This is a genomic window from Actinocrinis sp., from assembly GCF_035653575.1.
Lineage (GTDB): Bacteria > Actinomycetota > Actinomycetes > Streptomycetales > Catenulisporaceae > Actinocrinis.
On the sequence record NZ_DASRBQ010000141.1, the window covers coordinates 1 to 25,507 of the forward strand.

Sequence of the window (25,507 nt, forward strand, 5' to 3'; positions counted from 1 at the left end):
GGGCGTGGGCCGCGGCGACCTGTTCCAGCGGGAAGGTCTCCTCCACCTCGACGGCGACCTCGCCGTCGTCGATCAGGCCGGCGATCGTGGTCAGCGCGGCACCATCCGGCTCGACCAGGTACCCGGTGACGCGCACGCCGGCCGCCTCGGCGGCTGCGGCCAGGTCCGGGGAGACGCCGGCCGGGACGGCAACCAGCAGGCCGTCCGGGCGCAGGACCTTCAGCGAGCGGGTGCTGGTCTGGTCATGGGCGTCGCCCACCAAGTCGATGACGACGTCGACGTCCTTGACGACGTCCTCGAAGCGGGTGGTGGTGTAGTCGATGGTCTCCTCGGCACCGAGTTCCCTGAGCCAGGAGTGGCGTGCTTCGCTGGCGGTGGCGATCACATGGGCGCCAAGGTGCCGGGCGAACTGGACCGCGAAGTGGCCCACCCCGCCGGCGGCGGCCGTGATCAGGACGCGCTGGCCAGCCTGGAGGTGGGCGGTGTCGACCACAACCTGCCAGGCGGTCAGCGCCGCCAGCGGCACGGCGGCCGCGTGCACGTGATCGAGGGAGGCCGGCTTGCGGGCCCACTGGCGGGCCGGTGCGGTCACGTACTCGGCGTAGCCGCCGGCGGCGCGCGGGAACCACGGCATGCCGTATACCTCGTCGCCGACCTTCAGGGTAGTAACGCCGAAACCGACCTGCTCGACGACGCCGGACACATCCCAGCCCGGGATGAACGGAAGCGTCTGCAGTCCCGCCATGCCCCGGCCCTCGCGGGTCTTCCAGTCCACCGGGTTGACCCCGGCGGCGTGCACCCGGACCAGCACCTCGGTGGGCAGCGGCTCGGGGCGCGGGACCCGTCCGACGGTCAGCACCTCCGCTCCGCCGAACTCGTTGATGGTCACTGCCCGCATGGTGCGCTCGCTCATGTTGTCCTCGCTCAGGTCCGCCGACGCATTCTTTGGCCGAGACCGTGGTCTCATCCAAAGAAAGCGTGGCATCTGTTCGCGCGCGGGCGAGTGGCCGGAAGGAGACTCGGCTGTACTGCGTCAGCACCTGTTCCCTGGGCGGTCGGCCGGTGCGCACACACGAGGACTACCGGATCGTCGTCGAGCACGACGATGTACTTACTGCAGAGCGCCGCTGACGGTGACGCCGTCGGGCTTGGGCTCCAGGTTGAGCAGCGGTGAACTGGTGCCCAGCAAGGTAGCCGGCGCAAGTTGTGAACCGGCGGGGGCCGGGAGTGCCGCACTCAGGCTCTCGGAGAGCTGCTGCTGCGCTTGGCCTACGAGAGCGTAGGCCCCGACTGTCTCCAACGGACCGATGATCGGTGCCTCGATGAGAGACGGGTGGGCGTCGGCGAAAGCGGGCTCGGCGCCGGATACGGCGCCGAGCACAGCGATTGCGAACACGGTCAGGCGGGCCGCGGAAGGCATTGAAGGATCTTTACTCTCATCGCGTGGAACGACGCTTCGGCCGCATGATGCGGTCTCGACTCGGCCCGGTGCCGGTCACGTTCCGGGGCACCGGGCCACGCCGATCCGCATCAGGGCTCTGGAGGAGGCGCGTGCGGACGCCTTAGAAGAGCAGGCCGCCCTGCGGGCCGTTCTGGCTCAGTTCGATGGGCGCGTCGACGTCATTGCACACCACGTTCTGCGTGTGCAGCGGGGTGGTGCCACCCAGCACGGCGCTGCCGTACCACGGGGTCGCGCAGCGCAGGTCCGCGATCGGGGCGTCGACGCTGAGCACGCCGTCCTGGTCGCCGAGGAACGACAACGGCGAGTTGTTGAACGCACCGGAGTCGTCATCTGCGGGCGACTGGGAGGCGGCCGCGGCGCCGGCCGTTGCGAGCATCAGGCTGACAGCGGCGCCGGCGACGGCGAAGAACTTCTTGGGCATGAGGCCCTCCTCAGTGAACGAATAAACTTCTCGTGGGTACCCAACCGGCCTATTCGACCGCGGGTTACGCGCGTGCGCCTCTTTCACCCATCCAGCCCAACGCACTTTCCGCGGGTTCATGTCGCCGAGGCTCGCGCCGCGCGGGCATCAACCACAAAAGGGTGAGGGCTTGGACGAGGTCTCTGAAAATGACGAATCCTCGCCCTCGGCGCGCGGAAAAGCCTTAGAGCAGACCGTCATTCCCGGTGTGCGACAGCGAGACCGGTGACTTGACGTCGTCGCAGACCACAGACTGCATGCCGATCGGCAGCGATCCGCCGAGCACGGCGCTACCGAACCAGGGAGCGGCGCAGCGCAGGTCGACCAGCGGGGCGTCGATGATGACCAAACCGCTCTGGTCAGGCGCCACCACGCTCGATCCGCCGAACGCGCCCGTGTCGGCGCTCGCGGGCGCTGCGGATACTGCGCACGCCGCGGCACCGAGTCCCGCGACACAGAGGGTCTTCTTCAGCATTTTCGTATCCTCCAAGATGTCCTGCTAGGAACGATCACGCTGTAGAACGCCCGGCAGCAAGATTGGGCTACGGACTCTTGCGAGGAATAGCCGATACGGACGAGTGATCCAAAGTCATATTAAATATCTGCCGGAAGCTTTGTCCGCGTACGAAGCATGCTTCAGGTTCATTGACTCGACGGGGACACCAACCCGGTTTCGTAGGCCGCGATAACCAGGTGCACGCGATCGCGGACGCCGAGCTTGGCGAGCAGGCGGGCGACGTGGGTCTTGGCTGTTGCGGGGCTGATGTACAGGTGGGCGGCGATCTCGCCGTTGGACATGCCGCGGGCGACGAGGATGAGGACTTCGCGTTCCCGCTCGGTGAGTTCGCCGAGTCTGTCGAGTTTGCGGTCTCGGCCGGCGGTGCGGCCCGGTGCGGTCTGCTGCCGATGGGTGGCGAACTGGCGGATCAGCCGGCGGGTGACGGAGGGGGCGAGCAGGGCGTCTCCTGCGGCGACCACGCGGATCGCGGCGATGATGTCAGTCAGCGCCATGTCCTTGACCAGGAATCCGCTGGCGCCCGCGAGCAATGCGGCGTAGACGTTGTCGTCGTCGTCGAAGGTGGTCAGAATCAGTACTCGTACGTCGGTCGTGGCGGCGGTGATCGCGCGGGTGGCTTCGATGCCGTCTGTGCCGGGCATGCGGATGTCCATCACGACCACGTCCGGGCGCAGTTCGCTCGCCAACCGGATCGCCTCGGCGCCGTTGCCCGCCTCACCGGCGACCGCCAGGTCGGGCAGGTCTGCCATTGCCATGGTCAGTCCGGCGCGCACCAGCGGCTGGTCGTCGGCAAGCAGGATGCGCGCGGTCATCCGGGCAGGCTCGCGGTCACCCGGAATCCGCCGTCAGGGCGCGGTCCGGCGCTGAACCGGCCGCCAAGCAGGGCGACACGTTCACGCATCCCCGCGATGCCGAAACCCGCGGTTCTCGCCGGATTGCGGGCCGCGGGGTCAAAGTCGCGGCGTACATCTGGGCCGTCGTCGAGCACGTCGATGGCCAGTTCGGCGGCCAGGAACTCGACGCTGACCCGGCACTGGCGGGCGGCGGAGTGGCGCACCACGTTGGAAACCGCCTCCTGAATGATGCGGTAGGCGGCGAGGTCGACCTCGGGCGGCAGCGGTCGGCGCGTGCCGCTCCAGGCAACCTGTACCTCGATCCCCGCCCCGGCGGTCTGCTCGGCGAGTCGCGTCAGCGCTTCAAGTCCCTCGGCGGGCCCGAAATCGGACAGCTCGTCGGCCTCGGCCCGGCGTAGTGAGACCAGCATTCGGCGCAGCCCGGCCAGGGTCTGCCGGCTGGTGGTCTCGATGGCAGCGAGGGCGGTGCGCGCGCCCTCGGGCCGGGTGTCGAGCACCAGGCCCGCGGCTCCGGCCTGGATCGCGATCACGCCGATGGCGTGGGCCACTTGGTCGTGCAGTTCGCGGGCGATCCGCAGGCGCTCGGCGGTCACGGCCTGCGCGGCGGCCTGGGCCCGCAGTGCGGCGTCGTACGCGCGGCGCTGCCGGACTGAGTTTCCAACACTCCAGGCGGCCACGACCGCCGAACCGAGCGCCACCGCCGCGACCAGGAGCGCCGGCCGACCCTGCATGTTCGACTGGCTCTCGGCGATCTGTGCGGCCAGGGCGAGCACTGCGATCGGCACACTGATCCGGCGCGGCCGGACCGCCGCGAGATAGAGCAGCAGCGCGTCCATGGCGCCCATGACCAGCAGCCATTCCCACGGCGCCCGGAAGGCGAGGGCGACGGCCGCGACCGATTCCGCCGTCAGGACGCAGAACACTGTCACCGGCCGACGCAGGGCCAGGCCGACGGGCGCCGCGAGTAGCAGAGACAGCGCGACCCATTCCGCCGGAGTCAGGTCATCGCGTAGGGAACGACCGTGCGGTACCTGGTAGAAGACCCGGCCAAGGCAGATGGCGGTCGCGTATAGCAGGGCCGTGCTCCACAGCAGGACGGTCCAGACCTGCTGTGGGATCTGCCTGAGCAGCGGCGGACGCGGAATTGCTTGCTCCACTCGGGGATCGTAGCCGGGCCCGGCGAGGTCCCGCGTCCGCCTGGAAGCGTACGCCCGGCGGGCGAGTCGGCTTGTTAGCGGATCGGCCGGCGGCCGGACGCGGCGCGGCCTCGATTCCCGAGAGCCTGAGGACGTGATCGAAGTCAATGAACTCACGAAGCGCTATCGCAGGGTCCTGGCAGTAGACCGGCTGACCTTCGACGTGCGGCCGGGGCAGGTCACCGGATTCCTGGGCCCGAACGGGTCCGGGAAGAGCACGACGTTGCGAATGCTGCTCGGCCTCAACCGGCCCACCGGCGGCACCGCGACCGTCGGCGGCAGGCCGTTCCAGCGGTACGGCACCGGACTACGCGAGGTCGGGGCGCTGCTCGACGCCGGTGACGTGCACAAGGGACGGACCGCACATGCGCATCTGGCGGCACTCGCGCGGAGCAACGGGTTGCCGCGCCGACGGGTGCGCGAGGTGTTGGAACAGGTCGGGTTGGCGGACGTGGCAGGGCGGCGGATCGGCGGGTACTCGCTGGGGATGCGACAGCGGCTGGGGATCGCCGGGGCGCTGCTTGGCGACCCGCCGGTGCTGATTTTCGACGAGCCGATCAACGGACTGGATCCGGAGGGCATCCGCTGGGCGCGCGAACTGTTCCGTGGGCTGGCCGCGCAGGGACGCACGGTGCTGGTGTCCAGTCACATCATGAGCGAGATGGAGCACACCGCGGATCACCTGATCGTGATCGGCGGCGGACGACTTGTCGCGGACGAATCGCTGGCCGAGTTCGCGGCCCGCGCGACAACCGCGCATGTCAGGGTCCGCACTCCCGATCCAGGCGGGCTGGCCAAGGTGCTGCGGGAGGCAGAATCCGGCGCTGGCGTGAGCGTGGACGGTGCGCAACTGCTCACCGTGACCGGTTTGAGCACGTTTCGCATCAATGAGCTGGCTTTCGCTCACCGGGTCCTCGTGTACGAGGTCGCGGCGTACGGCGGGTCGTTGGAGGAGGCCTTCATGGAGTTGACGGCGGACAGCGTCCAGTTCCGGACCGGCGTCGCGGGGATCGCGGGAGGAACCCGATGAGCAGCAACAGCCTGCCGGCGAATGACGTGGCGCTCGGCGCCGGACGCGAACGCGGACGCGTTGCGGCCGTGCCACGTTGGCGCGACCTTGTCGCATCCGAGTGGCTGAAGTTCCGCTCGCTGCGCTCGACCTTCGTGGTCCTGGCCGCGGTGTCCGCAGCTGCGATCTTCCTCGCGTACGGCTCCGCTGAGCAGACTGCCGCCGAATGGCCGGGGCCTGGCGGTTGGATGAAGCAGGGGATCGAGCCCGCGCTCGACGCGTTCTACCCGCCCGGCTTCTACACTGTGATGATCATGATCGGCGTGATCGGCGCGCAGATCATCGTCTCCGAGCACGCCACCGGGTCTATTCGCACGACACTCATCGCAGTGCCCAGACGCAGTCGCGTCATGCTCGCCAAGGCAGCCGTCGTCGCGGGCAGCTTCACGGTCGTCGGCGCGATCGTCACGGCCCTGTGCTGGCAGACCACTCTCGCCATGTACTCGACCCGGATCACCGCCTACGGCTGGACGACGCCGGGCATGGCGCGCGTCTTCGCAGCAACCGTGCTCCTGTTCCCCCTCAGCGGCCTCATCGGGCTCGCTATCGGCACCCTGGTCCGGCACACCGCCGCCGCCATCTTCGCCGCCGCGTTCTACTTCTGGGTCTTGCCCATCGGCATCTCAAGCGTCGATGACGTTCTGGGCACGCACGTCTTCGGCCACGTCGCCAACGTACTTCCCGAGAACGGCTGGCTTTTGCTGATCACCATCGGCAACACGAAGAACATCGTCGGCGGACACCCGTCCGTCATTGAAGCCTGGATCTCGTACGTTGTCTGGGCTCTGGCAGCGACCGCGGTCATCGCCTTCGTCCCTCGGCGACGGGACGTGTAGGAACGTCTACGGCAGAAGCCGCGCCCTGGTCGGCGCGGCTTCTGCCTTTCTGGTGCAAACAGCTACGGGGCTACGGAGTCACGGAATTCGCGAACACGTCCGTCGGACCAGTCGCGCTGGCCGGCTGCGCCTGCACGAAGCACGGCAGGAATGCAGATCCGCTCACTCCCAGGCCCTCGTAGTCTCCGAGGAAGAAGCCGCCCGCGTTCGGCGCCGTCATCAAGTCGAAGGAGCCTGCGACGTGGGTTTCGTCGCCGAAGGTCGCGCCGCGGTCGAACGACGCGGTGAACCAGTAGTCGGTCGGGAGTGTCGTGGTGTCGCCGGGCGGCAGGTTGCGCAGGTCGTAGTACGTGACTCCGACGACGCCTGCCGAGTTGACCGCAACTGTCGGCGTGAAGGCGGGTGCACCGGTGACCGTGCTGATCACTGCTGGCGCGGTCCACGTCTTGCCGCCGTCAGTGGACGTGGTGAGGACGATCTGGTTGACCGTGCCGGTAAACCGATTGTCGGACCAGACCACGTAGAGCTGTCCGGTGCTCGGGTCAATGGCGACGGAGGGAAGGCCCTCTCCGGTGCGCAGCGGGGCACCGGTGTTCGGGTCGGTGTCGGTCACGAACTGCTGGGCCGCGATGGTGGTCGCTCCTGACCAGGTGGCGCCGCCGTCGGAGGAGGAGACGAAGCCGACGCTGACGCCGCGTGGCGTGAAGTGGGGCGAACCAGTCGTCGAGAACTGCTCGAAGAAGTCGTACAGGACGCCCGTTGCGGGGTTGACCACGATCACGTTGCCGATGGTCTGGCTGTTCTGTCCGGGGTCGAAGATCGCCCGGGTGCCGGTCCAGGTCTCGCCGCCGTCAGTGGTCTTGGAGAACCAGGTCGGTCCGCGAAAGGCGTGAGCGCGCAGGGCCGCGTCCGGCGTGTGGCTCGGTGCCTTCAGCCGGTCCCACACGACGTAGGCCGTGCCGGCGGTAGTCGGGTCCGCGGTGACGGACTCCTTGTCGTTGAAGAACTGGGTGGCCTCGAAGACGGGGCTGGTGCCCTGGTCCGCCTTGATCAGGCGGGCGTTGCCCCAGGTCTGGCCGCCGTCAGTGGAGGTCGCGGCCGCCACGCCGGTGTCGTTGTTGCCGCCTCCGCTGATTGTGCTCTCGGTCGCCAGCAAGCCGACGGCGTAGGCGGTCCCATCAGGGCCGATGGAGACCCAGGGGTCCGAGGCCCGGTCGTAGGGCGCGCCGGTGAACGGGTCAAGGACGGGATTGATCCCGGTGACGCAGCCGCTGAACGGCAGCTGGCTCTGGCCCCAGGTCTTCCCGCCATCGGTGGAGAACCCGGCGACCAGGCCACGCGAGCCGCCGTTCGACCAGCGGTCCTGCTGCCAGGCGCCGATGACGTTGCCCGCGGTATGCGGGTTGACCGCGACCTGAGGCTCCACCTCGGCGTCCGGGAAGACCGTGCCTGTCTGGCCGGTCGTCGGACAGCCAGAATAGGGATCCGCGGAGGAGGCGGTGACGGGTGCCGTCTCGGCCGAGGCCAGGGCTGGAGATACGGTCGCCAGCACGAGGGCCGGCACTGCTGAGCTCAACGTCACGATGCGCACGAGTTTGTGGCGCATAAGGTGTTCCCCCCAAGCTTGTAGCAATAAGGCACGGATTCACCCCGAAGTAACACATACTCTCGGTGTCGCCTCACGACAATGCGCCATCCGGGCGGCAGGCTGGGACGCCGGTAAGTTCCTTGAAGATTTCTGGGCGGCGGTGTCGGATCGGGGGCGAGTCGTTCGTAGTACGGGTGAGCGGCCGCCCACGAGGGGCGTCCCCAGCGCAGCGGGAGATGAGCTGACGATGCAGTACCTGGTTTCCGTGATCAACGACAACGCCAACCTCGCCACTCCCGAAGAGGACGCCGCGATCGACGTGTTCAACGACCGGCTCCAGGCCAAGGGCTACTGGGTCTTCGCCGGCGGCCTCGGGGCGCCCGGCACGGCGACGGTGATCGACAACCGCGGCGGGGAGGCGATGTTCACCGACGGGCCCTTCGTGGAGACCAAGGAGTACGTCGTCGGCTTCTGGATCATCGAGGCCCCCGACCTCGACGTGGCGCTCAAGCTGGCCGCCGAGGGGTCGAAGGCCTGCAACCGGAAGGTCGAGGTCCGGCCGTTCCTGTGACCGAGACCGGCGTCCAGCAGGCGATCACCCGGGCCCATCGCGAGGAATGGGCACGGGTGGTCGCCGCCCTGGCCAAACGCTTCGGGGACCTCGACGTCGCGGAGGAGGCGGCAGCTGAGGCGTTCGCGACCGCCGTCGAGCGGTGGCCGGCCGACGGCGTTCCGCCAAACCCCGGCGCCTGGCTGACCACCACCGCCCACCGCAAGGCCATCGACCGGATCCGGCGCGAGAACAAGCGCGATGAGAAGCACAGGGAGGCCCAGATGTCGTACGCCGACGACCCGCCCGAGCCTTCCGGACCCATCGGCGACGAACGGCTCCGGCTGATCTTCACCTGCTGTCACCCTGCGCTCGCGACCGAGGCCCGCGTCGCCCTGACGCTGCGCATGCTCGGCGGCCTGACCGTGGCCGAGATCGCGCGCGCCTTCCTCGTACAGGAGAGCGCCATCGGGCAGCGGATCACCCGGGCTAAGGCCAAGATCAAGACGGCGCGCATTCCGTATCGGGTACCGCTGGCGGAGGATCTGCCTGCACGCGTCTCCGCCGTGCTCACGGTCCTCTTCCTGGTCTTCAACGAGGGCTACCTGGCGACCGGTCCCGGCACCGATCCGGTACGCCACGAGCTGACCGCCGAGGCGATCCGGCTGACGCGCCTGATGCGTACCCTCATGCCGACCGATGGTGAGGTGGCCGGGTTGTTGGCACTGATGCTGCTGACCGAGGCCCGGCGTACCGCACGGGTTTCGTCGAGCGGCGAGTTGGTCGCCCTCGGTGAGCAGGACCGCGGGTCGTGGGACGCGGCGCTGATCGCCGAGGGACACCAGCTCGTACGTGAGCGCCTGGCCTCCGGCGTGGCTCCGGGTCGCTACCAGATCCTGGCGGCAATCAACGCCGTGCATACCAGTGCCCGCGACGTACGCGACACCGACTGGTCGCAGATCCTCGCGCTCTACGACCAACTCGTCCGTCTCGACCCGTCACCGATCGTCGCGCTGAACCGGGCTATCGCGATCGCAGAGCTCGATGGCCCGCAGGTGGCGCTGGCGACCCTCGACCGCCTCGAGGGGAAGTTGGCCGGCTACCACGCCTTCCACGCGGCCCGCGCCGACCTGCTGCGCCGAATCGGCCTCAGCCGGGAATCGCGTGCGGCATACGACAAAGCCATCGAGCTGGCAGGCAACACGGCCGAGGTCGCTTCCCTCACGCGCCGACGGGAGCAGTTGGGGTGAGCAGTCGAGTGAGAAGCTGGGGCTCAGGGGCTTCGTGCCAGCAGACCCGGTCACGCAGCTGGCGCGGCGCGGGGTCGTGTCCGGCCGGCCGGAAAACCTGCGGATCTTCGGAGGGCGATCTGGTTGGATCGGGCGCACTATGACTGACGCAGCCGCCAAGCAAGTCGACCTCAAGCAGGTCAGCCGCGAAGAAGCCGCCCGAATCGCCGCCGGCAAGCCAGGGCCCGAGGATCGGTGGGCCGAGGGATTCCCGCGCGAGGACGATTCCGATCCGGCCGCCGGGCTCGCCGCCGCGCAGGAGGATCCGGCGCCCTTCGGCATCTACGCCCTCGTACCAAGCGACCACGGCCGGACCATCGGCACCGCCGGCTTCCACGGGCCGCCCGACGCCGCCGGCGAGGTCACCATCGGGTACGGCATGGTCGAACCCGAGTGGGGTCAGGGCTACGGCACCCAGGCCGTCGCCCAGCTCGTCGAGATCTGCCGCGCGCACGGCGGCATCACCGCCATCAACGCCGACACCGATCTGGACAACATCGGCTCGCAGCGGGTCCTCGAGAAGAACGGCTTCGAGCACGTACGCACCACGTCAACGCAGCGCTTCTTCCGGCTGAGCCTGGAGAACTGACTCCCGCGGCATCTCCCCCAGCTGTGCGGCTCCGCGATACCGAACCGTGATGCGTCGATTACGCAACTATCTGACGACGTGTCAACTCGCTGGTCACACTGTCGCTTAGCTGGCATCAGGCAGCGTATAAGGCTGAAGGGGAGACAGTGTCCGGACAGACGAACCCGCCGCCGCGGGGTGAGTGGAGCGATGCGGAACAGGGCCCGCTACAGGGGCAGGGCGAGCCGACGATCGAGGGCGAGATCGTGCCGCGGGAGGAGCACAGCGGCGTCGACGTGCGCATCCCCGGGCCGATCGAGCCGGCCCCGCCGCGGGAGATCGCGGTCTCGCGTACGACGGCGCGCTGGGTGCTGCTCACGCTGATCGTCCTGCTCGCACTGGTCGCCGCGCTGATTTACCTGCTGGTCAAGCCGTCGTCCAAGCCGGCGGACGCGGCTGACTCCGCCAAGTCCACGCCCACCGCGACCGCGGTGGCGGCGAGCGCGTCGGCCGCGCCGTCAGTCTCCGCCTCGCCGACTACGCCGCCCGGCGCTGCCAGCCCCGCGGCCTCCGACGGTGCGACAGCCGGCCCGAGCGCGAGTGCTCAGGACCTCGCCTCGAGCACGCCGAACCCGGCGTTCTCGCCGATCAACGGCACGCTCTACCTGCCCGCTCCGGTCGACGGCAGCGTCGAGACGAAGGTCGACGTGACGATCTCCAACGTCGACTATCCCTACAGCTCCAGGTTCTACTGCCCCAGCAACTCGACGCTCGACTGGAACGTCGCGGGCTACTCGACCTTCACCACCACACTCGGCATCCCCGACAACGCCCCGGGTGCGACCGGAGCGACCATCACCATGACCTTCTCCGATCAGAACGGCAAGGTGCTGTCGGTCAACAAGACGGCCATCGGCCAGCCGGCCACCATCCGCATCCCGATCACCGGCGTGGAGCGGCTCGTGGTGACGTGCAACCGGACGGCCAACAACGGCAGCGGCTACAACCAGGTGGCTCTGGGCAACGCCGCCGTGTCCTGATGTTGCCGGTTTGCCGGTATGTCCGGGGGATGAGAAGTCACGGTCCGGTCAGACCTGGCGCTGCGTCACCCGATTGGCTGTAAAGTCTGGCCGGAGTTGTTGCCACCGGGGGGACGGTGACGGTGTTTCACCTCGCCTCCCAAGTGAAGTGAGGGGACCCGTATGAGCTTGTTTGAGAAGGTGCTCGAAGTCACCGAAAAGGGCATCGAGGAGACCGAGCACTCCATTGAGCAGTGGAACATCCACCGCCACGGCGCGAAGCTGTTCCTGAAGCTGGGCATCGCGGTGTACGCCGAGCAGCGGCTCGGCGGCGACCACGGCCCGGTGGAGCGCATCCTCGGCGCGCTGGACGGCCACGCGGCCGAGCACGGCGAGGTCGACCTCGACCACCTCAAGGCCGCGCACGAGGTGCTCGGCGACGAGTTCATCAAGGCGCACGACATTCCGGACGACGAGCCGGCCAAGGCCGCCGCGGCGTCCTGAACCGCGTCCGAACCGCGGACCGAGCGGAGAACTGACGGGCCGCCACGCACCTCCCTGAAGGTGCGTGGCGGCCCGTTCCCAATTCGGCGCGCCTTCCAGTGGGAGACGCCCGCTCAGGATGCGCGAATCAGCATGCGCGAATCAGGTCCACGATCCTGGTCAGGCTCTGCGTCATGTCGTAGTCCTTCGGCGTGAAGACCTCTGCGACGCCGCGCTCCTTGAGTGCCTTGGCGTCGGCGTCCGGGATGATGCCGCCGACGACCACCGGGATGTCGCCGGCCCCGGCCTCGCGCAGCCGCTCGATCACGTCGGGGACCAGGCGCAGGTGGGAGCCGGAGAGCACGGACAGGCCGACGCAGTGCACGTCCTCCGCGACGGCCGCGGCCGCGATCTGCGCCGGGGTGAGCCGGATTCCCTGGTAGACGACCTCGAAGCCCGCGTCACGGGCGCGCACCGCGATCTGTTCCGCGCCGTTGGAGTGCCCGTCCAGGCCCGGCTTTCCGACCAGGATCCGCAGCCGCCGGCCACGCTCGCGGCCTGCCTCGCGCACGTACTCGCGCAAGGCTACGAGCTCTGATGACGCGTTGGCGGTCGGCGCGTCCGCGCCGATGCCCGTCGGCGCGCGGAACTCGCCGAAGACCTCGCGCAACGCCCCGGCCCACTCTCCCGTGGTCACGCCAGCCCGCGCGCACTCAAGCGTCGCAGGCATCAGATTCAACGACGGATCCGCGGCGTCGGAGCGCAGCTTGGCCAGCGCCGCGTCCACCGCTTGGTCGTCCCGTGTCTTGCGCCACTCGGCCAGGGCGCTGATGGCGTGCTGCTCGACCTCGGGATCGACCGTCTGGATCGCCGCGTCGAGGTCGGCGATCAGCGGGTTCGGCTCGGTCTCGGTGTAGGCGTTGACGCCGACCACGATCTGCTCGCCGGACTCGATCCGGGCCCGGCGCGCCGCGTGCTTTGCGACCAGCTGCGACTTCAGGTAACCGGACTCCACCGCGGCCACCACGCCACCCATCGCCTGCACCCGCTCGATCTCGGCCCGCGCCGCCTTTGCCAGCTCTGCGGTCTTGGCCTCGACCACGTGCGACCCGGTGAACAGGTCGCCGTATTCGAGCAGGTCCGACTCGAAGGCCAGCACCTGCTGCATGCGCAGCGACCACTGCTGGTCCCACGGCCGTGGCAGGCCCAGCGCCTCGTTCCAAGCCGGCAGCTGCACGGCGCGCGCCCGCGCGTCCTTGGACAGCGTGACGGCCAGCATCTCCAGGACGATGCGCGCGACGTTATTCTCCGGCTGCGCCTCGGTCAGGCCGAGCGAATTGACCTGAACGCCGTATCGGAACCGGCGCTTGCCCGCGTCTTCCACGCCGTAGCGCTCGCCCGTGATCTCGTCCCACAGGCGCGTGAAGGCGCGCATCTTGCAGAGTTCTTCGACGAACCGCACCCCGGCGTTGACGAAGAAGGAGATTCGCTCGACGACGCGATCGAACTCATTCTCCGGTACCTGCCCGCTGTCGCGTACCGCATCGAGCACTGCGATGGCGGTCGACAGTGCGTAAGCGATCTCCTGCACCGGGTCGGCCCCGGCTTCCTGGAGGTGATAGCTACAGATGTTGATCGGGTTCCAGCGCGGCAACGCGTTGACGGTGTATGCGATCAGGTCGGTCGTCAACCGCAGCGAGGGCGCGGGAGGAAAGACGTAGGTACCGCGCGAGAGGTATTCCTTGACGATGTCGTTCTGCGTCGTACCGGCCAGCGCCTTGACGTCGGCGCCCTGCCGCTCGGCGGTCACCTGATAGAGCGCGAGCAGCCACATCGCGGTCGCGTTGATCGTCATGGAGGTGTTCATCCCGGCCAGCGGGATGCCGTCGAACAGCGCCTCCATGTCGCCGACGTGCGCGATCGGCACGCCGACCTTGCCGACCTCGCCGGCCGCCAGATCGGCGTCGGGGTCGTAGCCGGTCTGGGTCGGCAGGTCGAAGGCGACGGACAGGCCGGTCTGGCCCTTGGCCAGGTTGCGCCGGTACAGCGCGTTCGACTCGGCCGGGGTGGAGTGGCCCGCATAGGTGCGCATGACCCATGGCCGGTCCCGGCGGGCGGGCTGGGCAGGTTCGGCCGCGTACGCCATGGTGTCGGAAACCTCCGCGTGATCGTCGCCGCCACGGGTGTGGTCGACGCCTCTGCTGCGGAGTTTACTGGCCGGTAACTATGCCGCCAGTGTGATCCGGCTCACTTTGCCGGGCGGCGGCCGCGACTCACGTCGTTGTGAGCGCGCGCAGGGCCTGTTGGTGGAATGCGGCGTGGTGGCAGCCGCCGCTCAGCGTGCGCGGCGGACGTGCTCCACCATCGCGAGGATGCCGTAGGCGATCCCGCCGTCGAGGTCGCGCACCGCGAAGGTCGAGGTCATCGACGCGGCGGCGAGGGCGCAGGAACGGTCGTCCAGCAGTGTGCGGGCATGCGTTCCGGTGACGATCTCCAGCCGGTGCGCGGCCGGGTCCACGGCGATCAGGACCGACTTGGCCGCGGCCGGGCCGAGCTCGGCGTGGCGCGCCTCGGCTTGGGCCCGCGGGTTGTCGCCCAGGGTCCCGATGAAGACCGACCAGTTGAGGTCCGTGCGCTTCTCGGCCTGGGTGATGGCCCGGCGGATCTGAGTCGACTCGATCAGCGCGGCAGGAGCGGGGGCGGTGTTCGTGCCGGCCGCGGCGGCGGGTGCGGAGACCGGAGCCGGCGCGTGCCGGACCGGGGCGGCGCCGAGAATGCCTTGCTCGACCTCGGCCTGCTCCCGTTCGGTCTGCTGCTGCGCGGCCTCGTGGGTGCTCGCGGCTTCGGTCGCGGCGGAGGCCGGGCCGCCGTCCGCGGTGGCCGCCGGGATGGTCGCGGCGGACTGCGCGTCGTCGTGCGACTCGCCGGTGTGTTCCGCGCCGCTCGCCTCGGCCTGCGCTGGCGCGGCAGCCGCGTCGTGATCGGCCGTCGCCTGCTCGCCGGCGGTCACCTGGTCACCAGGAGCCACTGGCCCCACCGGTTCCGGCGGACTTGCCCGCGCTCACGCTCTGCTGGGCGGAGGAGGGCGAGGCGGATCCGGCGGCCTTGGCCGAGCCTTCGGCCGGGGCGCCGGCGCCGTTCTGGCCGATCCAGCCGACCTCGCGGCGGTTGCGGTCGCCGCGGATCCAGCCGGGCAGCACCACCAGGAAGGAGATCAGCAGGAACAGCCCGAGCGGGATGCCGACGTAGAGGCCGAGCGTCTGCAGCACGGTAAGGCCGGGCCCGGAGTCCTCGCCGTCGTAGTGGTGGTAGTCGGCGAACGCGGCCGTCGCGGCCAGCAGCGGGACCGCGGCCGTGGCGACGACCGCGCCGGCGCGGGCCGCGGCGCGCAGCCGCGCCGGGGGCGTCGTACGGAAGAGCGTGGTGATGGACACGTGAAAAAGGTAGCTCAATTGGAAGGCGGGCTTGCGCCCAGGTCCGCATTCAGGCGAGATCCGGGCCTGGATTTTTCTCTCAGCGGTTCTGAGCAGGTATCTAGGCCAGTGCGCGTAGAACGCGCGCCAGGGAACGCACGCGCGGATGTGCGGCGAACTCGTCGAGCAGCACCGGTCGCCCGCCCGAATCGGCTAAGGGCAGCCGCCAGTTCGGATACGTCTCGCCGGATGTGCCGGGTAGGTTGTGCGGCCGCACGTCCCCGAGTGCGTCGGGCAGGTACACGCCGATCAACCGCGCCGGGGTCCAGGCCAGGAAGCGATGCAGCGCCTCGATCGTCTCCTGCTCGCCCGCGCCCGCGCGCAACAGGCCGCACCCGCGCAGCAGGTCGATCCAGGCCTGTACGTTCGCCCGGTCCGCCTCCTTCTCTTCCTCCAGCGGCCGGGTCAACAGGCCGAGCTGCTCGCGCAGCTCCAAGTGCGCGCCGGTGAGAACGGCGGCGGTCGGCGGCAGGTCGTGCGTGGTGATCGCCGCGAGGCAGTTCTCCCGCCAGCGGCCGGGCGGGTGCGGCTTGCCGTTGTCGTCCCGCTCGAACCAGAGCACGTTGGTGCCGAAGATGCCGCGGTCTGCCAGCGCCTCGCGGACCCAGGGCTCGACGGTGCCCAGGTCCTCCCCTATCACCAGGGCCCCGGCCCGGTGCGCCTCGAGGGTCAGCACCGCGAGCAGCGCCTCGTGGTCGTAGTAGACGTAGGTGCCCTCGCTCGGCTTGTTGCCGGCGGGCACCCACCACAGGCGGAACAGCGCCATCACGTGGTCCATGCGGACGCCGTCCGCGTGCCGCAGCACTCCGGCGAGCATCTGCCGGTACGGCAGGTAGCCGGTCTCGGCGAGCCGGTCCGGCCGCCAGGGCCGCGAGCTCCAGTCCTGGCCGAGCTGGTTGAACTCGTCGGCCGGCGCGCCGACCGTCACGCCCTGCGCGTAGACGTCGAGATCGGCCCACGTGTCCGCGCCGTCTGCTTGGGCACCGACGGCCAGATCGTGGAAGACGCCGTAGGGCATCCCGGCGTGAGCACACGCGGTGCGTACCGCCGCGAGCTGTTCGTCGAGCAGCCATTGCAGCCAGCAGTGGAAGTCGATCTCCGCGCGTTGCAGCTCGAGGAACTCGGCCACCGCGTCGGAATCCGGCCGGCGCAGTGCCTCCGGCCACGCCGTGCTGTCGCCGCCGTAGAGCTGGGCGAGGGTGAGCCAGGTGGCGTGCAGTTGCAGGGCGCGGCCTTCGCGCGCGAGGTAGGCGCGGTATGCGGCCGACCGTCCGGCTGTGCGCGGTGTGGCGTACAGCAGGCGCAGGGCGAGTGCCTTGCCTTCCCAGACCTGGTCACGATCGATCAGATCGTCGGATAGGTCTCGCTTGCGCAGCTCGCCGCCGATCTGGTCGATCTGCTCGCGAACCTCGGCCGGTGCATACGCGTACTCGGGTACCGATTCGATGCGTAGGTGGATCGGGTCCGGGTACCGCCGCGTCGCCGGCAGGTAAGGCGAGGGGTCGACTGGTGGCACTCCGCTGCTGCCGTGCAGCGGATTGACTACGAGGAAACCGGCGCCGAGGTCGTGCCCGGCGATGGCGGCCAGCTCGGCCAGGTCGCCGAGGTCGCCCATGCCCCAGGAGCGGCGCGAGCGCATCGAGTGCAGCTGGAGCGTGTAGCCCCAGGCCCGGCGGCGCGTCGGCGTGGTGAGGCGGTGGGGTGCGACCGCCAGCGGCGCCTGCTTCACCTCGCCGCCGATCCGCGCATACAGCGTGTGCCAGCCGATCGGCAGCGCTATCGGCAACGCGAAGGTGTAGGCGGACAAACCCCGCCGCTCGGTCGCCGTGGAGGAGAGCAACGCCACGTCGTAACGCCGCCCGCCGTCCTCCAAGGCGATCCACAGCGTCGGCTGCGTGCCCTGCGGCGCGTGTACGGTCACGCGCGGGACTTCCGCGGCCTCACGCGCCCGGCTCACCCGCTCAGGCATTTGACGGACCACCACGCACGGCGGCAGCGCACGGAACTGACGCTCCGTCAGCTGACGCAGCGCCTCATGGCACGAGTCCGGCGTCGAGGCGTCCACGCCGAATCCGGCCAGCACCGCGATCAGCGTCGCGGCCGGGACCTCGACGCGTTTGCCCTGCCAGTCGTGGTATTCGGTGGCGATCCGGTAGGCGCGGGCGGCCTCGATCAGCTCGGGCCAGGCGGCCTGTGCGCCGCCCGTCCCGGACCGTTCGAGCCCGTCCGCCCGCCGGTTCCGGACGTTCTCATCCGTACCCTGATCCGCACCGTGCCGCGTCACGGAGTTCATGGTTACCAAGTTCTCACAGCGCCGTTACAGAAGGAATCCGCCGCTCTGGTCAGCGGTGTTGCGAAGCACTCACAACACCGGCTACCCCGGGGCGGCGGATTCATCGTGGGTCTATGTGATTGTCATTCGGTTAAGCCATGCTGCACGGAGCCGGCCGATCAAGCGGCCAGCCGCCGGCCCTTGGACCCCTCAGAGACGACAATGCCGTCCGGCCCGTAAGGCTCGAACGGCAACCGGTCCACATCGGCTCCGTACCCCTTGAGGTAGGGCATCCAACGAGGATCGGTCCTTCCCGAGGACAGGATCCGCCATGCGGAACCGCTCGGTTGGACCGGCTGCCGTTTCATTCTCCAGCCGAGCTCGATCAGCGGCCGGTCGGCCTTGACGTGGTTGCACCTGCGGCAGGAGGAGACGACGTTGTCCCACGCGTGCCGGCCGCCCCGCGAACGCGGGATGACATGGTCGATGCTGGTCGCCGGGGCGTCGCAGTACACGCAGCGCCCGGCATCGCGCGCGAAGATGGCCCGGCGGGTCAGCGGCACGCCGCGGCGCACGGGGACGCGGACGTACCGGGTCAGTTTGACCACCGAGGGTGCGGGCAGCTCGAACGACGCCGCGTGCAGCGGGGCGCCGGTCTCTTCGAGGGTGACGGCCTTCTGATTGAGGACGAGGACCACCGCGCGGCGCTGGGGCACAACGCAGAGTGGCTCGTAGGAAGCGTTCAGGACCAGCGAGTGGGGCACGGGTGCCTCCTCCTATCAGCGCCCGGCGCGTGGCTCGCACCGGGCTCCGGTTGCCCGACGGGAGGGTGGTGCGGTGCTCGAAGGCGTCGAACCCTGCGGGAGGTACGGCCATGACGGAACCATGGCCCATCCGCCGCGCAGCAGGCTTGCCAAGCCTGACCGCAGCCGCCCGTCGTCGGGCGTGTATCCAGTGTGGCTGCCTGTGTTGTTCCCGCGCCACTGCGTTTCAACGCGACCTGCATGAATTCGGCGTTATGCGGAGGGATAAAGCGGACTAAACCTCGTGAATCAGTCCTGATGCCCCCGGAATCCGGTCGTTGACGTCCGCGATTCGGCTACCGTCGGACCGTCTGCCCGACCCTCTGGTCCGAAAGGATGATCCGACCGGTGTTCGCGATCTCGGCCGCTCTACCGGCCGCGACCCTGCCCCGGCCGTCCGACACCCCGACGTCGCCGCCGGTGACCGGCAGCAGCGTCGGGCACTGGTTCTCGGTTCACGGCTCCCTGTTGATAAGCCACGGCGCGCAGATCGCCACGATCATCGTGGCGTGCGTCGCGATCCGGGTGGTGACCACGCGGGCGATCAACCGGGTGGTCAAGCACGCGACCCGCGCCGCGGAGGGGGTCGGGCGGCTCGGCCTTGTGGCCGGGGAGCGGACGCGGCAGCGCACCCAGGCGATCGGGTCGGTGCTGCGATCGCTGTCCAGCGCGATCATCTTCGTGATCGGCGGACTGATGATCATCTCGGTGCTGACGATCCCGATCGCGCCGATCCTGGCCTCGGTCTCGGTGGTCGGCGTCGCGCTCGGCCTGGGCGCGCAGGGCCTGATCACCGACTTCATCTCCGGGATCTTCATGATCTTCGAGGACCAGTACGGCGTCGGCGACGTGATCGACGCGGGCACGGCGAAGGGCACGGTCGAGGAGGTCGGTCTACGCATCACCAAGCTGCGTGATCCGGACGGGGTGATGTGGTACGTGCGCAACGGCTCGATCAGCCGGGTCGGTAACAAGTCGCAGGGCTGGTCACGCGCGGTCGTAGACGTGCCGGTGGCTTACACGGAGGACGTCGGTAGGGCGCGCGAGATCATGGCGCTGACGGCAGATCAGCTCTACACGGACGAGGCCTGGCGTGACCGGTTCACGGATGATCGGCCCAAGGTCGTCGGCGTTGAATCGCTGGATGGTGCGTACGTGATCATCCGCATACAGGCACGCACGGCGCCGCAGAAGGACTTCGAGGTGGCGCGGGAGCTACGGGCGCGGCTGAAGTCGGCCCTGGACGCCGCCGATGTGCAGGTCGCCTCGCTTAAGTGACGCGGTGATGGATCGGCTGGGATAGATCGGCTGGCCGGGCCCGTCGCCATGGGCTCACGTGCCCGGTCAAGCCGTCCGCCGTCCGATCCTCAGTCTGGCAACTCCACGTCCGTGCGCACGATCGAGTAGGACACCATGTCGCGCCACTTGCCCGCTCGGAAGCAGGCGCCGCGAATGACGCCTTCCCGCGTGAACCCGACCTTTTCCAGCGCGCGCTGCTCGGCGAGGTTGGTGGTTTCGGTCCCGGCCTCGATCCGGTAGCACTGCGTGTGCGAGAACAGGTACTCGACCAGGAGCCGCTGCGCTCGCGTGCCGTAGCCCTTGCCGCGCTCCTTGGCCAGCAGCCCGATGCCGACATTCCAGGTCGCGCAGTTCGGTCCCGTGACCACGCGGTGCCAGCCCACGTCGCCCACGACGACGTCCCCGGTGCCGGTCCCGGCCGCCCCGCCGTGCTCCGCCGCGCGCACCTCGTCGGGTTCCAAGTCGCGCACGACGGCGAGCTTGCCGCCGTTCTCGCTGATGAATCCGGCCTCGAAGGCCTTATGCAAGTGCCCGGGGTTGCGAAAGCCGAAGAACCCGAACTCGGAAGCGTCCACCGGATCGCTGTAGATCCGGCTCAGCAGCGGCAAGTCGGCCTCGACGATCGGCCGCAGCCGTACGCTGCCTGTCACGCCGGCGCCTTACCGATCCGCCGCCGCAGGGCCGGCACCCAGAACTCGACCAAGGTGCCCGGGTCCGTGCGGCGCATGGTCCACCACCCGCCGACCGTCTCCGCCCGCTCGCGCATCTCGACGACGCCGTAGTGGTCCCGCGCGGGGCGCAGATCGGCCGGTCCGCTGATGCCGACCCCGTCGTCACTGACCCTGGTGAGGACTCCGCTTCCGGTGTGCGACAAGCTCACCGAGACGTTCTTGGCGTGCGCGTGCTTGTGCACGTTGGTGAGCGCCTCCTGGCAGATGCGGAAGATGGTCACGGCCGCGTCGGGCGGCGGTTCCGACTCCAGGCGGCTCTCGACGGAGTAGTCGAGGCCCCATTCGGCGGCGTTGGCGGCCAGGTAGTCGTCGATGGCGGCGACGAGGGAGGAACGCTCGATGCCCGGCGGGCGCAGCCGCGTCACCAGGGCGCGCAGCTGTTCGGTGGCGGTGTCGGCCCGCGTGACCAGCTCCCGCAGCTGCTCGGCGTACGGCTCTGGCAGTTGCTCGGCCAGTTCCCGCTGATCGCGCGAGACCGCGTCCAGCTCCGGGATCGAGCCCGAGTGCAGTTCTGCCGCGATCCGGCGCCACTCCGACTCCTGCGCCTGGATCAGATGCGTCAGCAGGCGCCTGCGTTCTTCCAGGCTCTGCTCGGCCTCACGCTGCTCGGTCATGTCGCGGGTGACCTTGCCGAACCCGCGCAGCCGGCGCTTCTCGCCGTACAGGGCGGTGATCACGACGTTGGCCCAGAACCGGGTGCCGTCCTTACGCACCCGCCAGCCCTCGTCCTCGACCCGCCCCTCCAGCACGGCGGTCTCCAGGTTGTGTTCCGGGCGACCCCTCGCGATGTCCTCAGCCGGGTAGAACACGGAGAAGTGCTTACCGTGGATCTCCTGCTCGGTATAGCCCTTGATCCGCTCCGCACCCGCGTTCCAGCTCACCACATGCCCGGTCGGATCAAGCATGAAGATCGCATAGTCGGTGACGTCCCGCACGAGCAGCCGGAAGCGCTCCTCGCTCTCGCGCAGCGCCTCCTCGGCCTCACGCCGGTCGGTCATGTCGCGGGTGACCTTGCCGAACCCGCGCAGCCGCCCGAAGTCGTCGAAGAGTGCGGTAATCACGACGTTGGCCCAGAATCGGGTGCCGTCCTTACGCACCCGCCAGCCCTCGTCCTCGACGCGCCCCTCCGCGATCGCGATCTCCAGCTCACGCTCGGGCTTGCCGGCCGTGATGTCGTCGGCCGGGTAGAACACCGAGAAGTGCTTACCGCGGATCTCCTGCTCGGTATAGCCCTTGATCCGCTCCGCACCCGCGTTCCAGCTCACCACATGCCCGGTCGGATCAAGCATGAAGATCGCGTAGTCGCTGATGTTGCGCTCAAGCAGGTGCAGGGTGTCCTGCGCCGATAGACCCAGCGCACTCGGTCCGAGCGATTCGAAAGGAGGCTGTCGCAATGCCATAGGCTCAGCCTCTCAGTAGTCCAGCCAGCCTGTCTCTGCCCATCGCGCCCCACCCGGTCAACCGACCCGGTGCATCGCCCGACGGACACCAAATCCAAAGTCTATCGGTGGTGGAAACGCTCTCCGCCCCAGGCCCCGATCTTGACTGCTTGACGAATGGTCAATACATCTTGACCATTGGCTCATGCCCGCTCCCGACCCAGACCCGCAGGAACCGCCCGGCCCGCCGGAATCCGCCGAACCTCCCGAAGATCTCCTCCACATCGAGACCGATCAGCAGCTACACGCCATCGGCAATTTGACGCGTCACCGGATGCTGCGCGTGCTGCGCGACGGCCCGGCGACGGTGACCCAGGTCGCCGCGCGTCTGGGCATCGCCAAGGGCAGCTCGAACTACCATATGAAGGTCTTGGCGAAAGCCGGGTTCGTCCACGTCGTCGATACGCGCAAGGTGCGCGGGGTCACCGAGCTGTACTACGGCGTCCTCGACAAGGTGATCGCGCTGCCGAGCGGCGGTCCCGGCCAGCCCGAGCACTTGATGCGGCTGGCGCTCGCCGACGTGGAGTCCGCTCCGCTCGGTGCGGAGAAGGACATGCGGTTCAAGCTGCTGCGCCTTAGCCCGGCCAACTTCGAGATCGCCCGAGCAAAGCTGCATGCCCTACACGCGGAGCTCACCGCGCTCAACGACCCCACGCAACCGGCCGCGGACTTTTTCTACGCCCTCTACCGGCCGCGGGATTTCAAGCAGGACGCCGAGAATCCGGGAGCGGACGCATGACAGCCATCGAAGACACGGCCGAGCAGCTACCGGACGATCCGGCGACGCCGGCCCGGCTGCTATGGCGCAATCGCGACTACACCGGCTGGTGGATCGCAGGCACCATCTCGGAATTCGGCACCGCGCTCTCGACCGTCGCCTTCCCGCTGCTGATCCTCGCGGTGACCGGATCGGCGGCGCGTGCGGGCTTCGTCGGGTCCGCGGAAGGCATCGGCGCCCTGGCCACGATGCTGCTCGGCGGGGCGCTGGCGGACCGGTTCTCCCGTCGCACGATCCTGATCACTGGGCCGCTGACGCAGGCGCTTGTCGTGAGCACCGTCGTCGCCGCGGTCGCCACCGGTCATGTGAACATCGCGCATCTGACCGCGGTCGGATTCATTCAAGGCGCCGTGGGAGGTCTGGCCGGCGGGGCGGGGTTCGCCGCGCTGCGCCGCGTCGTCCCGGCCAGCCAGTTGCCGACCGCGTTCGCGCAGTATCAGGGGCGGATGATGGCGATCCGGCTGGCTGGGCCGACCAGCGGCGGGTTCCTGTTCGCCCTCGCGCGATGGGTGCCCTTCCTCGGCGACGCCATCTCGTTCCTGGTCGGCGCGCTCGGGGTCGTGCTGATCCGAACCCCGCTCGGGCCCGATCCGGACGAGCGCAAGCCGGGCGAGCCGGTCATCACCAGCATCCGCGCAGGGTTCGACTTCATTCGCGGCAATGCCTACCTGCGCTTCCTCACCACCTGGGTGGCGCTGGCCAACGCGAGCATCGCCGGGATGTTCCTTCTGGTCATCGTGCTGGTGCGCAACCAGCACGGCAGCTCCACCGTGGTCGGCGCGGTCACGTCGCTCGGCGCCGTCGGCGGACTGGCCGGCTCGCTGTTCTCCTCCCGGATCGCGCGGCGCATACCCGGCAGACGGCTGGTCATGGCGGTCTCGTGGCTGACGGCGCTGGGGTCGGTCGGTATTGCGCTGGTGCCCTGGCCGTGGGCGATCGGCGCGCTGCTGGCCGCGATGATGTTCCTGATCGGGCCGATCAACGTGGTATTCGAGACCTACGAGGCACGGATGATCCCGGACGCGTTGATGGGGCGGGTCTCCAGCGCCATCAACTTCAGCGCGGCCTCGATCCGCTGGCTCGGCCCGCTCGCCGCCGGCTACCTGGCCGCGACCATAGGCTCGACCGCAGCCACCCTCGTCATCGCCAGCGTGCTGACCGCCATAGCCGTCAGCACCCACATCGCCCGCGGCCTGCACGTGCTCAACGAACCCGTCGACCAGATCAGGACCGACGCATGAGCATCCTGCGATAGCGGCGCTGCGCAGCACGTCACCGTTGCGTGCGCTATTTTCCCAATTCGTTTTCGCCAGTGCCGCCTGCGCCGAAGAGGTCCAGGCACGGCTCCAGCCCAGTAACACTTACCGCCGGGCGTTCTGTGGACTCCCACTGCGCACGCGAGAGCCGGAAGCGCTGAGTGACAAGGACCTCGCCGTTGTTGGCGTCACGCTGAATCCCGTCGGGCTGGTAGCCGAGTTTCCGTGAAATGGCGGCGGAAGATGCGTTGTCCACGAACGAAGCTGAGAGCGCGTAGGCCGCGCCGAGCCCGGCGAAAGCCAGGTGCAGCACGGCGGACCGCATTTCCGTGCCATAGCCTCGGCCCTGATACTCGACGCCGAGCCACGAAGCGCTTTCCACCTCCCGCAGCGCGGCGAAGTCCTTGGCCCTGACCTCCTGCGTCCCGATGGGTTGCCCGCCCTCGAACACGGCGAGTTCCAGCGCCCAGTGCTCCGGTTTCCACGCCCCACGCTTGCGCCACTGCCGCTGTACCACCGTGCGAGCGACCTCTTCCGGAGAGCGCTCGGCCCATTTCGAAAAGAACGGGCGCTCCCCAGGCGCGTACACGCCCTTCACCGCGGCCTCGGCCAGCACGGGCAGCTCGGCCTCCGTGGGAAGGCGAAGCTCAAGGCGCGGCGTGCGAATTCGCAAGCCCATCAGGGGCCAACAGCTCGTGATCACACAGCATTATCAGGCTCCGCAGTACCACGCGCACCCGATTTAGGGAAAGCGCGGCCGGCCTTCCCAGCTTGGGTGCTGTGGCTCGTAGTTGTGCCCCGGCCTCGCAGGTCCAACTGCGAGTTCGTCGGCCAGCGTGGTCTTACCCGCGGCATCCGGCCCGTCGCCGACATCCGTCGCCGAAGCTTCTCCAGTCTGCGCAGCCGTCCTGCGGTCCGGCGAGGTTTCGCTGACGGCTGACAGACGTTCGCACACGGAATTGCATGGAGGTCGCACGCGGGAACGTGGTCTACTGCGGCTGTGGGCAGCTCGTACATGGACTACCGCGATTCCGGCTTCTGGGTGAAGGACTTTCAGGCGGAAGTCTGGCTCTACCTCTTGGCGCAGGAAGCCGCGACAGTGCCCGATGCTCCGGTATGGCTCACTGAGGCGCGCGAGGACTGGCAAGTGCAGGCCACGGCCGGTTTCACGGGGTTCGTCTCATCATGTCTAGACGAACGGCTCGGAACGCACGCAGAGCGCGTCGCGGTCGTTCTCGACCTGTCGCAGCGCGTGCTCCACCGCTTGGACAGGTGGACTCCAGCCATCCCAAAGGACGTCGTGAATTCCTTCGGCACCGGTGGTCAGAGCGACTCGTTCGGCGCGGATCTGCCCACCCGCCCACTGCTGGAATGCGGTCGCGCGTTCGTCAGCCTTCTCCGCGGAGAGATCCCACCGGACTTCAAGGGATGGGCTAGCGAGATCCCGAACGGGCAACTCGACGCTTAGCGGAGCGGCCGAGCGTCAGCGAGGTCGCCGAGCGTTTGGGGCGGGAGGGCGGGCCAGCCGTAGGCGTTTCCCAGCCAGCCGCAGGCGTCGTGGCGGA

At 69.0% G+C, this 25,507-nt stretch carries 26 protein-coding genes; 11 read left to right on the plus strand and 15 right to left on the minus strand.

What is annotated here, in order from left to right; genetic code table 11:
• The 6 genes from VFA06_RS19900 to VFA06_RS19925 form a co-directional block, all read right to left on the minus strand.
• Positions 1-913 (minus strand): NADP-dependent oxidoreductase (locus VFA06_RS19900; protein ID WP_324842148.1); only part of this gene is annotated, 913 nt, incomplete at its 3' end.
• Between the two features lie 198 nt (positions 914-1,111).
• Positions 1,112-1,420, minus strand: a complete 309-nt coding sequence (locus VFA06_RS19905; RefSeq protein WP_324842149.1) for a hypothetical protein — start codon at positions 1,418-1,420, stop codon at positions 1,112-1,114.
• Between the two features lie 142 nt (positions 1,421-1,562).
• A complete protein-coding gene (locus VFA06_RS19910; protein ID WP_324842150.1) occupies positions 1,563-1,883 on the minus strand; it encodes a hypothetical protein in 321 nt (106 codons plus the stop codon).
• A gap of 223 nt (positions 1,884-2,106) precedes the next feature.
• Positions 2,107-2,397, minus strand: coding sequence for a hypothetical protein (locus tag VFA06_RS19915; RefSeq protein WP_324842151.1), 291 nt, complete (start codon positions 2,395-2,397; stop codon positions 2,107-2,109).
• Between the two features lie 167 nt (positions 2,398-2,564).
• A complete protein-coding gene (locus VFA06_RS19920; RefSeq protein WP_324842152.1) occupies positions 2,565-3,251 on the minus strand; it encodes a response regulator transcription factor in 687 nt (228 codons plus the stop codon).
• Positions 3,248-4,450 (minus strand): sensor histidine kinase, encoded by a 1,203-nt coding sequence (locus tag VFA06_RS19925; RefSeq protein WP_324842153.1) that lies wholly within the window; start codon positions 4,448-4,450, stop codon positions 3,248-3,250. Before VFA06_RS19925 ends, VFA06_RS19920 begins: the two co-directional genes overlap by 4 nt.
• 133 nt (positions 4,451-4,583) lie before the next feature.
• On the opposite strand from VFA06_RS19925, the gene VFA06_RS19930 reads away from it, so the two are divergent.
• Entirely contained in the window at positions 4,584-5,519 is a 936-nt protein-coding gene (locus VFA06_RS19930; protein ID WP_324842154.1) for an ABC transporter ATP-binding protein, read from the plus strand.
• A complete protein-coding gene (locus tag VFA06_RS19935) occupies positions 5,516-6,394 on the plus strand; it encodes an ABC transporter permease (RefSeq protein WP_324842155.1) in 879 nt (292 codons plus the stop codon). The genes VFA06_RS19930 and VFA06_RS19935 overlap by 4 nt, the downstream gene beginning before the upstream one ends.
• Before the next feature lie 70 nt (positions 6,395-6,464).
• Here VFA06_RS19935 and VFA06_RS19940 read toward each other — a convergent pair whose 3' ends face one another.
• Entirely contained in the window at positions 6,465-8,000 is a 1,536-nt protein-coding gene (locus VFA06_RS19940; protein ID WP_324842156.1) for a sialidase family protein, read from the minus strand.
• A 229-nt stretch (positions 8,001-8,229) separates the two neighbouring features.
• Between VFA06_RS19940 and VFA06_RS19945 the strand changes: the two genes are divergently transcribed.
• The 5 genes from VFA06_RS19945 to VFA06_RS19965 all read left to right on the plus strand — a co-directional run bounded on the left by VFA06_RS19945 (position 8,230) and on the right by VFA06_RS19965 (position 11,912).
• A complete protein-coding gene (locus VFA06_RS19945) occupies positions 8,230-8,553 on the plus strand; it encodes a YciI family protein (RefSeq protein WP_324842157.1) in 324 nt (107 codons plus the stop codon).
• Complete coding sequence (locus VFA06_RS19950) at positions 8,550-9,782, plus strand: RNA polymerase sigma factor (RefSeq protein ID WP_324842158.1); 1,233 nt, start codon at positions 8,550-8,552, stop codon at positions 9,780-9,782. Before VFA06_RS19945 ends, VFA06_RS19950 begins: the two co-directional genes overlap by 4 nt.
• A gap of 139 nt (positions 9,783-9,921) precedes the next feature.
• Positions 9,922-10,410 (plus strand): GNAT family N-acetyltransferase, encoded by a 489-nt coding sequence (locus VFA06_RS19955; protein WP_324842159.1) that lies wholly within the window; start codon positions 9,922-9,924, stop codon positions 10,408-10,410.
• Between the two features lie 146 nt (positions 10,411-10,556).
• Positions 10,557-11,429: an NPCBM/NEW2 domain-containing protein gene (locus VFA06_RS19960; RefSeq protein ID WP_324842160.1), complete on the plus strand. Its 873-nt coding sequence runs from the start codon at positions 10,557-10,559 to the stop codon at positions 11,427-11,429.
• 162 nt (positions 11,430-11,591) lie between these two features.
• Positions 11,592-11,912: a hypothetical protein gene (locus VFA06_RS19965; protein WP_324842161.1), complete on the plus strand. Its 321-nt coding sequence runs from the start codon at positions 11,592-11,594 to the stop codon at positions 11,910-11,912.
• 127 nt (positions 11,913-12,039) lie between these two features.
• Here the strand turns inward: VFA06_RS19965 and VFA06_RS19970 are convergent, their stop codons facing one another.
• From VFA06_RS19970 to VFA06_RS19990, 5 genes are all read right to left on the minus strand, one after another.
• Positions 12,040-14,037, minus strand: a complete 1,998-nt coding sequence (locus VFA06_RS19970; RefSeq protein WP_324842162.1) for a protein meaA — start codon at positions 14,035-14,037, stop codon at positions 12,040-12,042.
• A 189-nt stretch (positions 14,038-14,226) separates the two neighbouring features.
• Positions 14,227-14,901, minus strand: a complete 675-nt coding sequence (locus VFA06_RS19975; RefSeq protein WP_324842163.1) for a DUF5130 family protein — start codon at positions 14,899-14,901, stop codon at positions 14,227-14,229.
• 4 nt (positions 14,902-14,905) lie between these two features.
• On the minus strand, positions 14,906-15,325 hold the full coding sequence (locus VFA06_RS19980) for a hypothetical protein (protein ID WP_324842164.1): 420 nt from the start codon (positions 15,323-15,325) through the stop codon (positions 14,906-14,908).
• A 100-nt stretch (positions 15,326-15,425) separates the two neighbouring features.
• Positions 15,426-17,657, minus strand: a complete 2,232-nt coding sequence (gene malQ / locus VFA06_RS19985) for a 4-alpha-glucanotransferase (RefSeq protein ID WP_324842165.1) — start codon at positions 17,655-17,657, stop codon at positions 15,426-15,428.
• Between the two features lie 158 nt (positions 17,658-17,815).
• Positions 17,816-18,400, minus strand: a complete 585-nt coding sequence (locus VFA06_RS19990; protein ID WP_324842166.1) for an HNH endonuclease — start codon at positions 18,398-18,400, stop codon at positions 17,816-17,818.
• A gap of 387 nt (positions 18,401-18,787) precedes the next feature.
• On the opposite strand from VFA06_RS19990, the gene VFA06_RS19995 reads away from it, so the two are divergent.
• Complete coding sequence (locus VFA06_RS19995; protein WP_324842167.1) at positions 18,788-19,717, plus strand: mechanosensitive ion channel family protein; 930 nt, start codon at positions 18,788-18,790, stop codon at positions 19,715-19,717.
• Between the two features lie 89 nt (positions 19,718-19,806).
• Here the strand turns inward: VFA06_RS19995 and VFA06_RS20000 are convergent, their stop codons facing one another.
• Both VFA06_RS20000 and VFA06_RS20005 read right to left on the minus strand, forming a co-directional pair.
• Positions 19,807-20,388 carry a GNAT family protein gene (locus tag VFA06_RS20000; RefSeq protein ID WP_324842168.1) on the minus strand — a complete coding sequence of 194 codons (582 nt, stop codon included), beginning with the start codon at positions 20,386-20,388 and terminating at the stop codon, positions 19,807-19,809.
• Complete coding sequence (locus VFA06_RS20005; RefSeq protein ID WP_324842169.1) at positions 20,385-21,869, minus strand: PAS domain S-box protein; 1,485 nt, start codon at positions 21,867-21,869, stop codon at positions 20,385-20,387. Before VFA06_RS20005 ends, VFA06_RS20000 begins: the two co-directional genes overlap by 4 nt.
• A 184-nt stretch (positions 21,870-22,053) precedes the next feature.
• Here VFA06_RS20005 and VFA06_RS20010 point away from each other — a divergent pair, with 184 nt between their 5' ends.
• Together VFA06_RS20010 and VFA06_RS20015 are read left to right on the plus strand one after the other, a co-directional pair.
• Positions 22,054-22,647, plus strand: a complete 594-nt coding sequence (locus tag VFA06_RS20010; RefSeq protein WP_324842170.1) for a helix-turn-helix domain-containing protein — start codon at positions 22,054-22,056, stop codon at positions 22,645-22,647.
• On the plus strand, positions 22,644-23,927 hold the full coding sequence (locus tag VFA06_RS20015; RefSeq protein WP_324842171.1) for an MFS transporter: 1,284 nt from the start codon (positions 22,644-22,646) through the stop codon (positions 23,925-23,927). Before VFA06_RS20010 ends, VFA06_RS20015 begins: the two co-directional genes overlap by 4 nt.
• Positions 23,928-23,973: 46 nt before the next feature.
• Here the strand turns inward: VFA06_RS20015 and VFA06_RS20020 are convergent, their stop codons facing one another.
• The gene (locus tag VFA06_RS20020) at positions 23,974-24,621 is read right to left on the minus strand and encodes a GNAT family protein (RefSeq protein ID WP_324842172.1); all 648 of its coding nucleotides are present in this window, start codon (positions 24,619-24,621) and stop codon (positions 23,974-23,976) included.
• A gap of 321 nt (positions 24,622-24,942) precedes the next feature.
• Between VFA06_RS20020 and VFA06_RS20025 the strand changes: the two genes are divergently transcribed.
• Positions 24,943-25,410 (plus strand): hypothetical protein, encoded by a 468-nt coding sequence (locus VFA06_RS20025; RefSeq protein WP_324842173.1) that lies wholly within the window; start codon positions 24,943-24,945, stop codon positions 25,408-25,410.
• Positions 25,411-25,507: the final 97 nt, after the last annotated feature.